The sequence below is a fragment of the Chloroflexus sp. genome, assembly GCF_034434295.1.
GTDB lineage: Bacteria > Chloroflexota > Chloroflexia > Chloroflexales > Chloroflexaceae > Chloroflexus.
Map to the genome: position 1 here is coordinate 73126 of NZ_DAOTZQ010000075.1, position 15649 is coordinate 88774.

At 54.9% G+C, this 15649-nt stretch carries 11 protein-coding genes; all 11 read left to right on the top strand.

From position 1 onward, the window contains the following. The first annotated feature begins 419 nt into the window (after nucleotides 1-419). Entirely contained in the window at nucleotides 420-2381 is a 1962-nt protein-coding gene (locus VAE57_RS11160; protein WP_322821957.1) for a PAS domain S-box protein, read from the top strand. A 414-nt stretch (nucleotides 2382-2795) separates the two neighbouring features. Beyond that, nucleotides 2796-3833 (top strand): selenide, water dikinase SelD, encoded by a 1038-nt coding sequence (gene selD / locus VAE57_RS11165; protein WP_322821958.1) that lies wholly within the window; start codon nucleotides 2796-2798, stop codon nucleotides 3831-3833. Nucleotides 3834-4027: 194 nt separating this feature from the next. Then, nucleotides 4028-4558, top strand: coding sequence for a chemotaxis protein CheW (locus VAE57_RS11170; RefSeq protein ID WP_322821959.1), 531 nt, complete (start codon nucleotides 4028-4030; stop codon nucleotides 4556-4558). Between the two features lie 18 nt (nucleotides 4559-4576). Next, nucleotides 4577-4960 carry a response regulator gene (locus tag VAE57_RS11175; protein ID WP_322821960.1) on the top strand — a complete coding sequence of 128 codons (384 nt, stop codon included), beginning with the start codon at nucleotides 4577-4579 and terminating at the stop codon, nucleotides 4958-4960. A 20-nt stretch (nucleotides 4961-4980) separates the two neighbouring features. Next, nucleotides 4981-6822, top strand: coding sequence for a methyl-accepting chemotaxis protein (locus VAE57_RS11180; protein ID WP_322821961.1), 1842 nt, complete (start codon nucleotides 4981-4983; stop codon nucleotides 6820-6822). A 148-nt stretch (nucleotides 6823-6970) separates the two neighbouring features. Further along, nucleotides 6971-9970, top strand: coding sequence for a chemotaxis protein CheB (locus VAE57_RS11185; protein ID WP_322821962.1), 3000 nt, complete (start codon nucleotides 6971-6973; stop codon nucleotides 9968-9970). Between the two features lie 221 nt (nucleotides 9971-10191). Then, the gene (locus VAE57_RS11190; protein WP_322821963.1) at nucleotides 10192-11595 is read left to right on the top strand and encodes a CheR family methyltransferase; all 1404 of its coding nucleotides are present in this window, start codon (nucleotides 10192-10194) and stop codon (nucleotides 11593-11595) included. A gap of 150 nt (nucleotides 11596-11745) precedes the next feature. Beyond that, nucleotides 11746-12120: a 2Fe-2S iron-sulfur cluster-binding protein gene (locus tag VAE57_RS11195; RefSeq protein WP_322821964.1), complete on the top strand. Its 375-nt coding sequence runs from the start codon at nucleotides 11746-11748 to the stop codon at nucleotides 12118-12120. A 1108-nt stretch (nucleotides 12121-13228) separates the two neighbouring features. Then, nucleotides 13229-13780 carry a cytochrome c gene (locus VAE57_RS11200; RefSeq protein ID WP_322821965.1) on the top strand — a complete coding sequence of 184 codons (552 nt, stop codon included), beginning with the start codon at nucleotides 13229-13231 and terminating at the stop codon, nucleotides 13778-13780. A gap of 733 nt (nucleotides 13781-14513) precedes the next feature. Then, nucleotides 14514-14954 (top strand): cytochrome c, encoded by a 441-nt coding sequence (locus VAE57_RS11205; RefSeq protein WP_322821966.1) that lies wholly within the window; start codon nucleotides 14514-14516, stop codon nucleotides 14952-14954. Between the two features lie 71 nt (nucleotides 14955-15025). Further along, nucleotides 15026-15457 carry a hypothetical protein gene (locus VAE57_RS11210; RefSeq protein ID WP_322821967.1) on the top strand — a complete coding sequence of 144 codons (432 nt, stop codon included), beginning with the start codon at nucleotides 15026-15028 and terminating at the stop codon, nucleotides 15455-15457. The last annotated feature ends 192 nt before the right edge of the window (nucleotides 15458-15649 follow it).

The following is a 15649-nucleotide window of genomic DNA, read 5'->3' on the forward strand; positions in this document are numbered from 1 at the left end:
TCGTGCTGTCCATCCTGGCAGTCAGATTCACGTGGTTGGCTCATAGTATAGGTTATCTATAAACCAGACTTGAGATGAGGGCTTGAATATCTGCTCTTGCTGAAAAGGACGGACAACAGGCATCCCAACCATCGTCGAGCTACCAAATCGTACCACACATTCGTTAAAAAGTGGTAAAATTGGGTAAACCTTGAGGCAAGGAATGCGTATCATTCTGACAAGAGAAGCTAAGCCTCCCTGCTCGATGCAGTCGATTTAACAGGCGACACGATGCAAACGTTCCCTGTTTCACGCTGTTGCCCAACCCACCACACGCTCAGGTTCTGCATGATATGCGCTGAAAAGCACAGATGCAAAACCAAACTATCCTGCTTTACTATACCGCTTCGTAACAACCAGACAATGCAGGAGCTATCGATATGACACATCAATCGAGTTCATCGCCTTCCCTTCCGCCTCACTACCTCGAACATTTTGCCAGAGTTCTTGAATTTGCCGGCCTGATCCTTACCGAGTCAGATGCGCAAGGGAACATCACCTATATCAACCAGGCTACCCACCGCTACTTCGGCTACGCACCAGAGGAATGTATTGGGAAATCGGTTCTAGCCTTTACCCACCCCGATGATCGCGAAACACTTCAGCAGACGATGATCGAACTCATCAACCGGCAGCAACGCTCAGCAGAGATCGAAAATCGGGTGATTCACCGTGATGGTACCGTTTATGCATTCCTCTGGTCAATCGTCGTCCACTATGACGACAATGGCAACCTGACCGGTTTCACATCCATTGGCCAGGATATTTCGGCACTTCATCAATTGCGCGATAAATTGTACGAAAAACGCGAAATTCTCTACAACGTGATCGATAATCTTCCTTTGGGCATCTTCTGGAAAGACAAAGAGTCACGCTTTCTGGGTTGTAATCGGCGTGTCCTGCAGGATGCCGGTCTCAATACCTTTGCCGAGATCATTGGCAAAACCGACTTTGATCTGCCGTGGCGAGATAAGGCAGCCGCCTATCAGGCCCACGATCAGGTCGTGCTGACCTCTGGGCCACGACTGAATATCGAAGAGACCCTTGTTCGTGGTGATGGCAGTTCCATCTGGTTGCGAACCGGCAAAGTCCCTCTGATCCGCAATCAACAGGTTGCCGGTATCATTGGCTTTTACGAAGATATTACCGAACAGCAACAGAAAGAACAAGAGCGGCGAACGTTGCTCTTGCTCGTCGAGAATGCCCCTGATGGGATTGCGCTGCTCGATCCGCAGTTGACAATCACCTACGTCAACCCGGCCTGTTCGACAATGTTAGGCAAGCGCGATCTGGTTGGACAATCGTGGGTCGATCTTGTGCATCCTGATGACCGTTCGCAGATTGCAACCATCGTTCAGCAAGCGATGATCGGCAGCAATCCTCATGCCAGGTTACGGTATATGCACAGCGATGGTTCGGTGATTACCGCATATATATCGTTGCCGGTATTACGGAATCGTCAGGGTACGATCACCGGTTATGGCCTGATCAACCACGATATTACTGAAGAATTAAAGTCAGCAGAGCGGCTGAGGGCCAGTGAACAGCGCCAGCGCGCACTCTTGCAGGCGATTCCTGATCTCATCTTGCTCATGACGCCAGATGGCGTTTTTCTTGATTATCACACTAATGAAATAGCTCTTGCTGTTCCACCAGAACAATTTCTCAATCAGCACTTTGCCGAGGTACTACCCCCAGAACTGGCCGATTTGACGGCACGTAACCTGGAAGCACTGAAGCGCACCGGTAAAATGCAACGCTACGAATATCAATTGCCGGTCGGTGATCAGATACGCGACTACGAGGGGCGTCTGACGCTGAGCGGGAATGATGTCCTGGTCGTGATCCGTGACATTACCGAGCAGCGTCAGGCTGAGCGCGAACGTCAGACCATTGCAATGCAAGAGCAGATCATTGCAGCACAGCAAGCGATTTTGCACGAACTGAGTACGCCATTATTGCCGATTGCTGAAGGAGTCGTGGCGATGCCACTTATCGGGGCTATCGACTCAAGCCGTGCCCAGCTCGTGATGGAATCACTGCTTCATGGCGTAGCTGAATACCGGGCGTCGATAGCGATTATCGACATTACCGGCGTCAAGGTGGTAGACACCCAGGTAGCCGGAGCACTGCTGCGTACTGCCCAGGCAGCAGGGATGTTGGGTGCCCAGGTCGTGATTACCGGGATTCGACCAGAGATTGCGCAGACGATGGTGTATATCGGTGTTGATCTGGGGAATATAGTGACCAAAGCTACGCTGCAAGAGGGGATCGCCTTCGCGCTCAATCACCGCCGGGTCAAACAATCAACGCGGAATGGGAACGTCAGGATCATGAAATAGCCGGCGTGTGGCGTGAAGACTACGCCAGTACTCTTGAGTAAAGGGCCTGGCGATGGGCTGAATGACCGCACCCCCGGCCCCTCTCCCGCCCGGCGGGAGAGGGGAGCGTTGCGAGCCGTGCTGGTACCTTGCTGACACGGCAGCAGGTGAGTGGGCCGGTATGTTCGCTCCATCCTCGATCCGTGGGGCAGGAAGTGCCGCGCTTCAACCACGCTACCTCCCTCTCGCCTATCTTCTCGCTCCTATCTCCTACCTCGTATCGCCCCACACTGACCCGCTAGAAGCGGGAGCATTCTCAAAACGATCACTACTGTTGGGGAAACGCTGCCATGTTGCGGTCACAGGTAGCAGTGCTGCCTGACACTGATACGCTATAATACAAATGAACCGATAACTGTTGCTGAGACTCAAACTATGAACAAACGCGAACAGATTCGCTTGACAACCCTGGCTGCCTGCGCCGGCTGAGCAGCGAAGTTGGGGCCGGGTGCCCTGACGACGATGCTGGCGACGCTCCGTATTCCACCCCAGGCTCAGGTGTTGGTCGGTCTGGCCGAGGGTGACGACGCGGCAGTCTATCAATTGAATAGCGATACCGCCCTGGTACAGACAGTTGATTTCTTTCCGCCCATCGTTGATGATCCGTACACCTATGGCGCTATCGCCGCTGCCAATGCCCTGAGCGATGTCTACGCAATGGGAGGGAAGCCATTGCTTGCGCTGGCCATCGCTGCTTTCCCCGATGACCTCGATCAGGCAGTGATGTCGGCGATTTTGCAGGGGGGTATTGACAAGGCGGCCGAAGCCGGGGTCGCGGTTGTGGGTGGTCATACCGTGAGCGACCGCGAGCCGAAGTATGGTCTCTGCGTGACCGGTACGATTGATCCACGACGGATCATCACGAAAGCTGGTGCCCAAGCGGGTGATCGGCTGTTGATCAGTAAGCCGCTCGGTACCGGTGTGATCACGACGGCAGCCAAACGTGATGTCGCCGCCGCTGCCGATCTCGCAACTGCTATTGGTTCGATGGTAACGCTCAATCGCCAGGTCGCCGAACTGATGAGCCGGGTTGACATCCACGCCGCAACGGATGTCACCGGCTATGGGTTACTCGGCCACGCCGGCGAGATCGCTCGCCAGAGCAAGGTGGCGCTGCATATCACAGCCGACGCCGTACCGCTCCTGCCAGGCGCACTTGCTTACGCAGAAGCCGGGACGATCCCTGGCGGCTTGCGCCGTAACCTTGAATTTGCTACTTCATTTACCACCTTTGCCCCTACTGTTCCCCCCGTCTATCAACTACTGCTGGCCGATCCGCAAACCTCTGGCGGATTGTTGATCGCTGCACCGCCACACGCCGCTGCTGCCTTGCAGGCACTCTGTGCTGAAGTTGGGCAACCGCTGTGGGAGATCGGTGAAGTGATCGATGGTAATGGTATCGTTGTTCGATAGTTCACTCTCTGTTTTGCCAAAAATTGATGTATCGTAATAATTGGGTTCGCAGTGGCTGGTATGCTGATTCAGCAATAAGGGTTATGCTCCATAACCCAATAGTTGCTGAAAAAACTGTAAGATTGTAACCAATAAAACTAAGACGTATCTCGCCGGCACATCCCTGCCCCATGGCGCTGGCAAAGGAGCCACCTATGGACCTCGATGAACTCTTCGCCGATCCCGCCACCCGCGAGGTCCTTCGCACCCGAGCTAAAGCCTTAGCCGCCGTACAGCAGCGAGTCAGTAGCGTTGAAGGTGAACTCACGCTTCACTTCCTGGTTGGTGCGGAAACTTACAGTATCCCGGCCAGCACTGCCCGCGAAGTACTCCGCTTTACCCCGGTTGCGTCACTTCCTGGGGTGCCACCGGCAATTCTCGGTCTGGTAAACGTGCGGGGGCGCTTACTAGCGTGCATTGATCTGCGCCCACTGCTCGGCCTCACCCCCTCTCCTCCGCGTGAACCCATGCACCTGCTCGTTATCAGTGCAGGTGCGGTTGAAGCAGCCTTGTTAGTTGATCAGGTGCTCGACATGCACCGCCATACCGGAGTTCTGCAACCGACACCGGCGATGCTGGCCGGAAACGATGTCAATTGGATACGCGGAATAGACGAGGCAATGGTGATCCACCTTGATCCGGTAGCGCTCTTACATGACCCACGCCTGACCACCGGCGATCATTAGATCCTGAAGGAGAAGTCTATGACCGATTTCGATATCCTGCTCATCGAGGATAGCCCTAGTCAGGCGCTCAATTTTCGCTTGATGCTGGAGCGAGCCGGTTATCAGGTGCAGGTGGCGCCTGACGGTCTGACCGGATGGCGGACTGCCTGTACGCAATCACCACGCATGATCTTGCTTGATATTGACTTACCGGCACTGGATGGATTTCAGGTACTGAGCCGTTTGAAGCGTGATCAGCAGACCAAAAAGATTCCGGTTGTGATGCTGACCCATCGTGACCGGATAGACAGTGTGCAACGTGCACTCGATTTAGGGGCTGATGATTATCTCTTCAAAGATGATGTGCCCTATGAACTGCTCAATGTTGTATCACAGGTCCTGATGTTATCCAGTCATGGATAAATCAGCGAAAGGATGCGGGTATGTCATTCCTCAATCAGATTAGCCTCCGCAACAAAATATTGCTGCTCGTGGCATTGCTCTTTGTTGGCATCATGATCGTCTCAGTAGTGGCGTATCAATCGCTGTTCAGCACCAACGAGCGCGAACAAGAAGTAAGAAGTTCATACAGTATTATCGTCCACACCCGCCAGCTTGAAACCAGTATGCACATGATGGAGTCGGGTGAACGAGGCTTTCTGATCACCGGCGATCCGGTGTTTCTGGAGAAGTATGAAAGTGGCAAACAGCTCTATCTGGCGGTGTACGGTGAGATGCGACGGGATGTACCACGTGATTCTGAGTTTTATGTATTACTTGAAGAAGTGGATCGCGAGCTTGAAAAATGGAAAACCCAGGTTGCTGAGCCTTTGATCAATCTGCGTTACGCTGTGAACCGGAATGAAGCACAACTTGAGGAGGTGATTCAGGGCGTGGCCAGTCGTGCCGGGCACGAAAGTTTCACCCGCATCAGTCAGATAATGGGCCAATTGGTGAGTTCTGAGGAAGCGCTGCTCAATCAATTCTCGGAATCATCAGCGCAAAGTCTGCAAAGTCTACAGATGGTTTTAATTGGTGGGCCAGGAGTCACTATTATTCTCGGCACACTGCTCACTTTAGTTATCGCCGGTAATATCGATCATCGTCTGAAGGGTGTTACACAGGCATCTCTCCAAATGGCCAGTGGGCGAATACATGATCATTATGACCTCCCTGAAGGGCGGGATGAAGTTGGACGGCTGGCAACAGCGTTCCGGCAGATGGCCGAGACTATTCGTCGCCAACTGGAAGAGCAACAACGGGCGAATGAAGAACTCCGTGCGGCCAGTGCGACGAAGGTGGCGAAAGATTATCTTGAGCAAATGGTGCGCGAATACAGCGCGTTTGCTGAAGAGATTGCCCGTGGCAACCTTACTGTGCGGCTGAAAGTCTCTAACAACAATGATGATCTGTCGCTGCTCGGTCAACAACTGAACGCGATGGTTGATGGATTGCGGACAATTGCTGCTCAGGTACAACGGGCCAATACCGATATTTCCACCACGGCGGCTGAAATTCTGGCTGCTACCACGCAGCAGGCTTCGTCGGCAGCAGAACAGTCGGCTGCTCTCACGCAAACCGCAACTACCATTGATGAAGTGAAAGCGATTTCGGTGCAGACGGCAAAACAGGCGACGCAGGTCGCTAACGATAGCCAGAATGCACTTGAGATTGCCCGCCAGGGTGCTCAGGCGGTTGAAAACACGATCAATGGGATGAACCAGATTCGCAGTCGCGTGGAAACGATTGCGCAGACCATTCTCGGTCTGGCCGAGCAAACGCAGGCGATTGGCGTCATCATGACTACGGTGAGCGAACTTGCCGATCAAAGCAATCTGCTGGCCCTGAATGCAGCTATCGAGGCCGCCCGTGCCGGTGAGCAAGGTAAGAGTTTTGCTGTCGTCGCTCAACATGTGCGTGAACTGGCTGAACGCTCGAAGGCGGCTGCTCAACAAGTACGTGATATTCTGGCCGAAATCCAGAAAGCGACCAACGCAGCAGTGATGGTGACTGAAGAGGGTGCCAAGGGGGTTGAGCAAGGTGTCACCCTTGCCGCTCAGGCCGGGCAGATTATTCACCGCATTGCGCGTGAGGTGGAAAACGGTGCCCAGGCCAATATCCAGATGGCTGCCGCTGCCCAGCAACAGATGGTAGGTATGGAGCAGATTGGGCAGGCGATGGCGAATATCCGGCAGGCTACCACGCAGGCATTAGCTTCGACCCGCCAGGCCGAACGGGCAGCGCAGGACCTGCATGCATTGGCCAGAAGTTGCAGCAGACAGTAGCCATTTATCGGCTGTAGGTCAAGAAGTACTGGTATCCGGTCACCATGTCCACTATAGGTGACCGGGTGGAAGTATCCGCGTCAGCGAGCGCGAAATCGTCTTCATCTACCGGCTTGCGACCTTACGCTCATCCGAATAAGAGGTTTATATGCTCTCTGATGACGATATTCAGGCGCAGGTGCTGGCCGTCTTTCGTGCAGAACAGGCCGAGCATCGTCAAGCAATCATCGATATGCTGCTCGATCTGGAGCGGACACCAGATCACCCTCGTCGTCGTGAGCTGATTGATCATCTGTTTCGTGCCGCTCACAGTCTGAAAGGTGGCGCACGCGCTGCCGGTGTCAAAAGCGTTGAGCAGATCGCTCATCATATTGAGCATATCTTTGCTGCCCTGCGCCAGGACCAGCTTACGCTCACTGCTGACATTTGTGATGTGATCTATCAGGCACTTGATGTTGTCGGCGCGTTGATGGAACAGGCGGTGCCGGGGCAGATAGACGATCAGGATGCATTGGATGACTTACTCGCTCACCTGATGTCAATCGGCCAGAATATTCACGATAACGGAGCAGCCAGTCCATCACCATCTTCGTTCACCTCAGAAGCTTCTCCCCGGCAATCGGTGCCATCGCTGACCGCCGAAACAAGTGTCCGGGTTGATGTCGCCGTTCTCGACAATCTGATGAGCGACATGGGGGAGCTGTTAACAAGCACGCTGCGTACCCGTCAGCTTGCCCGTGATCTGCAAGAACTGGCCCGGCTGCCTGAGCGCTGGCAGCGCACCTGGCGGCGAACTGCACCGTTCTTGCGCCATGGATCATCGTTGCATGCTGATGGTCATCTCATTCCGCAAAGTCAACAACAGATTGTCATCGATATGCTCAGGCAGGCAAATGATGTTATCAGTGCACTTGGCACAACATTGACTCAGCTTGCCTATCAGGCCCGCGATAATCACGATCTCCTGGCCGATATTAGCACGCGGATGCAGGCCCAGGTTCAGCGTACCCGCATGTCGCCCCTGAGCAGGATTGTTGGCTCGTTACGCCTGCACGTGCGCGATCTGGCTCGTAGCGCCGGGAAAGAAGTGACATTTGTCGTCGAGGATTCCGGAGCAGAGGCTGATCGTCAGGTCCTCGATCAGGTGTATGAGATTTGTCTGCATTTGCTCCGCAATGCAGTGGATCATGGGATTGAACCCCCTGAAGTGCGTAAGGCCAGAGGGAAAGCACCCACCGGTATGATCCGTCTGACGGCGAACGCCAGCAGTGACCGCCTCAATCTTGTGATCAGTGACGATGGCGCCGGGATTGATCGGGAAGATATTAAACGGCATGCGCTCCGGCTCGGTTTGTTGAGTCAACACGACAGTGAGCATGTCGATGATGCGATAATTATGGATATCCTGTTTACTCCGGGTTTCTCGACGAAAGCACAGGTCAGTGAGCTGTCGGGACGCGGTGTTGGTCTTGATGTCGTGCGGACAACTGTCGAGCGAATGGGGGGGAGCGTGACGGTGATGAGTATTCCTGGTCAGGGGACAACATTCACACTGGCACTCCCGCTCACCCTTATGCGCACGCACGGGCTGCTGATGTATGTGAATAATCAAGTCTTTGCCTTACCGGTCGATAGTCTGCGCCGTGTGGTGCAGGTCAACCGTACACAAATTCACACTCTGGAAGGCCGTCCGGTTGTAATTGTTGATGGACGAGCACTCCAACTGATTTCGCTGGCCCGACTCATCGGTTTTTCGTCAGAGACAGTGATCGATTTCCTTAGCCCCAAGCCGGCGTTATTGATCGGGAGTAATGAACGACAAATTGCCTGTATTGTTGATTCTATCGGCGAAGAGATCGATCTCGTCGTTCACCGGCTGCCACCACCATTACAACGGGTTCGCTTTGTAAGTGACGCGGCAATTCTCGCTGATGGCAGTGTGGCACCGATTCTCGATGCAGTCGGCCTGCTACGGACAGCCCTGACGGTTGAGCATGGAGTGATGTTACCGACTGCCAGTCCTGCGCCTACCCGTTCGCCCACAATCCTCGTGGTTGATGACTCAATCACGACTCGTACATTGGAGAAGAACATCCTGGAAGCCGCCGGTTATCGGGTTGTGCTGGCAACTGATGGTCAGGAGGCCCTGGAACGATTGCACAACTTGCAAAATCAGGGTGGATGTCAGCTTGTCCTGAGCGATATTGATATGCCGCGTTTGGATGGCTTCGATCTGACTCGTCAGAATGTGGTAGCAATGGATATCCATTTGCCGGTGTTCGATGGGTATGAAGCAACCCGCCAAATTATGCAACAACGCCCAACTCCAATTGTGCTCTTTAGTTCAAGCACCGGCGATGGCGATGCGGAACAACGTGTTATGGCTGCACTGGCAGCCGGGGCATTGGCGGTTGTCCGTAAACCATCTGGCCCTGCCGATCCTGCCAGTGCTGCTGATCGTGACCATTTGATCCGTACTTTACGTTTAATGGCCGGGGTTAAGGTGGTCACCCGCCATCCACCGCGGCTGACGCCGAAGCGGATAGATCAGGTCAACAGGGAATATGCCATCCTGGCTATCGCGGCCTCAACCGGTGGTCCGGCAGCGCTCCAAACGATCCTTCGTGATTTGGGAAGTAGTTTCCCACTGCCCATTGTGATCGCTCAACACGTGACATCAGGATTTATGCAGGCTTTTGCTGATTGGCTTGCCGGCACCATTTCATTGCCGGTTCATGTTGTCGAACAAGAGACGCCGATCCTGCCCGGTCGGGTGTATCTGCCACGAGATGACCACCACCTTGAGCTGACCCAATACCATGCAGTTGACATAAAAAAGAATACGCCGGCTGATCGCTATTGTCCAAGTGCTGACCGTTTGTTTAGCAGTGTGGCCCGCCATTATGGTGCGCGTGCGATTGGGGTAATTTTGACCGGTATGGGTGACGATGGTGCCCAGGGGCTGCTGGAACTGGTGCGAGTCGGTGGGACAACGTTTGGTCAGGATGAAGCTTCGTGTGTTGTCTATGGGATGCCGAAGATGGCCAAAGTCCGCGGCGCTGTTCATCATGAATTACCACTGGAACAATTGGGGATGGCGATTGCGGCAGTGCTGGGAAAGGGAGGGGAGATGGGAGATAGAAGATAGAAGATAGGAAAGAGGAGCTAGGAGGTTGGAAGTAGGGGATAGGAGATAGGACAGAGGAAGTAGGAAGTAGGAAATCCAGGAGAGAGGGAATAAGGGCGGGGAGAGAGGAAATAGGAAAGTAGGAGAGAGGGAGGAAGAGAACGGAAGCAGTATGTAGGGATTATTGGGTAGGGTGACTGTGTTCAACGATTTCTTCAGACTGGCAGGTTAGAGAGATGCTTATGCTGTCGGATGAGCTGTACAATCGGTTTGCGACGCTATTGCGCCAACGTGCTGGATTGTCTTACCCAGAGCAGCGTCGTGCTGATCTGACCCATGGCCTGCAACGGTTGGCATTATATCTGGGAGTGGAGAGTTTTGAGCAACTTCTGGCTATGGTTGAGAGCCGTCCGTCAGCCTGGGATGAGCTGATTGCCGAGCTTACCATTGGTGAGACCTATTTTTTTCGTAATGCCGCACAATTCGCGGCTCTGCGTGACATCATCCTCCCCGACCTGATGCAACGCCGTGCAACGATGCGCTATCTCCGGGTCGGGAGTGCCGGTTGTGCAACCGGTGAGGAGCCTTATTCGCTGGCAATTACGTTGCACGAAGTGCTGCCCGCCAATCCACCCTGGCAGGTGAGTATTCTGGCCACCGATATTAATCGTCGGTTTCTCAACCGTGCCCGTGAAGCGCGCTACGGTAACTGGTCATTTCGCGAAACCCCAGATGATTTGCGTGACCGCTATTTTGTGGCTGAACCGGAAAAGGGATTGTGGCGCTTGAATGATGATATTCGCCAAACCGTAACATTTGCTCAGCTCAATCTTGCTGAGCCGACCTACCCGGCACCGCACCTGGGGATTGTGGCCTTCGACCTGATCTTCTGCCGCAATGTCATGATCTATTTCGATGAGGAGACGACACGGCAGGTCGTGCAGCGGTTGTACGATGCGCTGGTTCCCGGCGGTTGGCTGGTGGTTGGTCATGCTGAACCGAACGTAGTGCTCTACCGACAATTTGAAACCCATAACGCGCCGGGAACCATTCTTTACCGCAAACCTTTACAGGCACCGTTGTTTACGAACGCATCAACGCCGGATCAATCCGGGCACATAGTGCCGTCGTCTCCACCAGCCCTGCCTGCCTCACCGGTATCACTCTCTCTACCTCCCCGTGCATCATCTGCCCCTACCTCGCCGGGTGTGCTGTCCGGCGCATCAACTCCTGCACCTGCTCGTCCTGAAGACTTACTGCACACGGCTCGCACGGCGGCTGATCGGGGTGACTGGCAACAGGCGCAGACGCAGATTGAAGCTCTGATCAAAGCTCATCCGCTATTCGCACCCGCATACCATTTGCAGGGTCAAATCGCTGAGCATGTTGGTCACCTCGAAGCCGCATTAGCTGCGTACCGTCGGAGCGTATACCTCGATCCCTGCTTAATTGTCGGGTATATTAGTATGGCTCATGTGTATACGCAGCTTCGGCAACCCGAAGCGGCACGCCGTACTCTGCGCAGTGCGCAAACGTTGCTGGGCGATCTCGCCGATTCTCAGGTCGTTGATGACGCTACCGGTAGTACTGCGGCAGAACTGCGCAATTATGTACGTCTGTTAATGGAGAAAGTTGATCTTCGCTAGGACCGATGTCAGGACGACGGTTTCTGCGATAGCAGTGTAGTAGTACGGTCAGATCGGCAGTGAACGTCGCCGGTGTTGACAGCGTGTTCGTCTCATGGTAGTTTGAAAATATACTACTATCGCAATTAACACATTGTCGAGGGAGGATGTATGCCCAAGATCACGATTGGTGATCGTGCAGTTGATGTTGCAGCCGGTACCCGGCTGGTGTTGGCGATTGAGCAGGCCGGGATTGCGATTGGTCACCGTTGTGGCGGTTATGCCCGCTGCACGACCTGCCGGGTGGCGTTTGCTGAAGGTGAGCCGGAAGAGATGACGGCGGCTGAGTACGCCAAACTGAGTGAACGAGGATTGCTTGGGCAATACCGGCTTTCGTGCCAGATTGTTTGTAACCACGACATGGTGATTGCCGATGTACCGATGACCCTCGAAAGTCAGGGCTGGACGGATACCGGTCCTGCCCCTGAGCCAACAGTAACCCCTGATCCGACAACGTTGCCACGGGAAGTCCTCGCCAACCGGTAAGGGTGAGGTGGTGGTGTTTATTTGCTATTGATTCTGTTCCTCAGACGTGGATTTGCTGTATGGGCTGAACGCCCTCACCCCCGGCCCCTCTCCCGTGCCCGGCACGGGAGAGGGGAGACCAGCGAGTGGCAGCGTGGCTTGCTAACGACGCATGCGCCAGCTGCGTGACCAGTGGTGGAACCACTGTGCATCGCTTTCCGCTTTCCAGTTTTCTGGGTTTGTATCGCCCCCACCCCGGCCCGCCCCCGCTGGGGGCGGGAGTCGCCTACGCAGGCAGGGTGATGAGTGCACCGGAGGTGCACGCTCCCAGCGTATGCCGACCCGCCCCCACCCCGGCCCGCCCCGCTGGGGGCGGGAGTCGCCAGTGGGGGGCTGTCGCCGCTGTTGTGGGCTGGTTTAGGGTGCGACATCCAACTGGGTGCGCCGGAGGCGTGCGTTCCCAGCGTATGCCGACCCGCCCCCACCCCGGCCCGCCCCGCTGGGGGCGGGAGTCGCCAGTGGGGGTGGCTGTCGCCGCTGTCGTGGGCCGGTTGAGTGCGCCGGAGGTGTGCGTTCCCAGGGTGAGAGTATCGTTTGCACACGGTATGTATCGCTCAGGGCCGGGGTGATGGTTGGATTGTGTGATCTGCTTGCTGTTCTACCGGTGTTGATGGAACCGGTGCGACAAGCGCCAGGTCTGGCGGACGGTGGATGCGGCAGCACGGCTGCGCACTCCAAACCATGCGACACGAGGAACCTGCGTGTGATCGGTGTCTACGTCGGTGTGTGGTTTTGGTGGTGATGTGCGAGCTGCTATCCATTGCAGGTTTGGAGGCCGATTGCCATATCGGTAGGGGTGCACGGCTGTGCGCTCACTGTCGACAGTGCTGCGATAGCGCGAAGTGCGAGCGTTCTAAACCGGGTGTGGAATCGTGATCGCCATCTGGTATTGCCTTCAAGATGAGCTGTTTGGTTCACGATGTTGACGCTTTTGGATCTTCTCTTTTCTCAGTTCATTTGTCTATACTAGCCATACCTGGTGTTTATCGAAACCTGAGAAGGCTTGCAGGTCTTCCTGATGGTTGTAATTGTTCGCAAATGGAATGTTTCAATTGTGAGGAGACGTCTGATGAAACAGATACTCTACTGGATCTATGGGTTGACGTTATTGGCCTTGCTCGCCGCCTGCGGCAGTGCTGTGCAGACTCCAGCACCTGCGTCGGCCCCCGCTTCTGAACAGGCAGCCACACCTGCCCAGGCAACTACGTCAGAGCAGGCTGCTGCCGCCCAGCAGTCCGGTTCGTCGGAAAGTTCTGCTGCTTCATCTGAGCATGTAGAAATGCCTCTGCCGCCAGCATTAGCCGATACGTCGCTCTCGGCAAAGGGTGATGCCAATCGCGGGCAGGCGATTTTCGCTTCGTCGTGTGCAGGGTGTCATTCTACGGCTACGAATGTGCTACTTGGTCCAGGATTGGCCGGTCTGTTTAGCGTCAATGGGCCAACGTTGCCGGATGGCGTTGACTACCAGGGTATGTTGCCGAACGGCAAGGAGCGGAGTGAGGCCAATGTTGCCGAGTGGATTCGGACTGGTGGATCGGGGAGTATCGGTTCCATGCCGCCAATGCCTCTCTCTGATGAGCAGATAGCCGATTTGCTGGCATACCTGCGCACGTTAGAGTAAGTAGTGACTCTTTCCCCCTCTCCGCCGATCCCGTTCGTCTTGTCCAAAACCGAGACGAACGGGATCGATCATGTCAGGTATTGTAAACGGGACGGTCATGCCCATCTTGCTGCTATTCCCCGTACTCCATTCCCTGTCATTGCGGCCAGAAAGTTGCGGAATCTCTCCACTGGGTGCTTGACAAACAACCTGCACTATCGCATGATAGAAGCGTGAAAAATAGCACAATCTTTCACAATGGCCGCTATAATCGGCAATTACAGCAATTAAGTGCATGGGGGTTACGCTTCCTGTCCATCCTGGTAGTGGTTGAGCTGGGTCTATTAAGCCCCCTGAGCTGTGTATTGCACTGCCTCATCCACGATTGGATGCAGGCCAATGAGGTCACCTCTGTGAGCTTTTTTTTCTGTGATGCACCTCTGCCGGTGTCGGTTGATCATGGCCAATTTGCATCGATGCCTATCAAATCTGTGTGGCCACGAGCGGTCTTTGAGTCCCTCCCCCCGGTTGTAGCCGGCATTCTGGTATTCGTCGTTATTCTCCTCCTCTGTGTCCGTTCTCTATCTTTCTTGCCTGGTCTCTCCTACGCTCCACCGAGACCGCCACCGCGTTGCATGCCTCAGCGTTTGCGGATGGTCTGACTGAGCAGGATTTGCAGAGACGCTGCACGTCTCCTGCTCGTAAGGTACGTGTGTTCTCTGGCATGTCTCGGAGCTGCAAAGGAGATTTACCAATGAAACGCATGAGTGCATGGATCTTTGCGTTGTTTTTGCTTGCACTGATTGCCGGTTGTGGTGGGGGCAATCAGGCCACGTCGTCATCTTCCACAGCAACCAACGAACTACCAGCCGTGTTGCTTGATACGTCAATCTCGGTGAAAGGTGATGCGCAACGAGGTCAGGAGGTGTTCGGGCAGTGTGCACCCTGCCATACTACGACAAAAGAAGTGCTGATTGGACCGGGGCTGGCTGGTCTGTTTAGTGCCAGCGGTCCAAACCTGCCCAAAGGTGTAGACTACAACGGTCTGTTGCCCAACGGGAAAGAGCGCAGTGAGTCAAATGTAGCCGAGTGGATCCGCACCGGTGGTACCGGTAAAATTGGCTACATGCCTTCGCACAATCTGACCGATCAGCAGATGGCCGATTTGATGGCGTACCTGCGCACGCTTAAGTAGGAGTACCAATAGCCGGTAGCGAACATCAGGATCGCTACCGGCTTTGTCGCCATATCTAGTCAGGAAATGATATGCAGCGCTCTATTCTTGCCGGTTTGACCGGTGTCTTGATCCTGCTGTGCTATATGCCGGCAATGCCTGGCTATGTAGCAGAGAGCCTTGTGCGCTTGATGCGGCCATTTCATCAGCCAACTGTACCAATCTACAAGCTGCTCCGTGCTATTGAGCAACATGACCAGGCAGCACTACAGGCCACTGCTACCGGGATCCATCAGCCCGTTGTGCTCCGTCTATTGATCGATAGCTGGCATCAGGTGCATCAGCCGCCGATGATCGTGCTTGGGCCGTACCGTGCACCCGATTGGCCCTTGCTGGGAACCAGGTTGGATGTGCCACTCGAGTTTACCTGTCATCATGGCAAGGTACGATTTGAGATTACAGTCACCTTTACCGTGAGAGGCTGGCAGGTGGCTGACGTCCGTTTACCCCAGCAGAAGCCGTAGCGGGGGGATCGAATTGAGGGGAACGCCCTCACCCCCGGCCCCTCTCCCGCGCAAGCGGGAGAGGGGAGCGCAGTGAGCGGCGTTAGGGCTTTCCGATGTAATCCATTAGACGTTGGGTTATGCTGATGTTCAGTTCGTCTCTGTATGCACTGGGGCGGGAGACTCCTCTCCCCTGCGGGGGGTGAGCGGGGG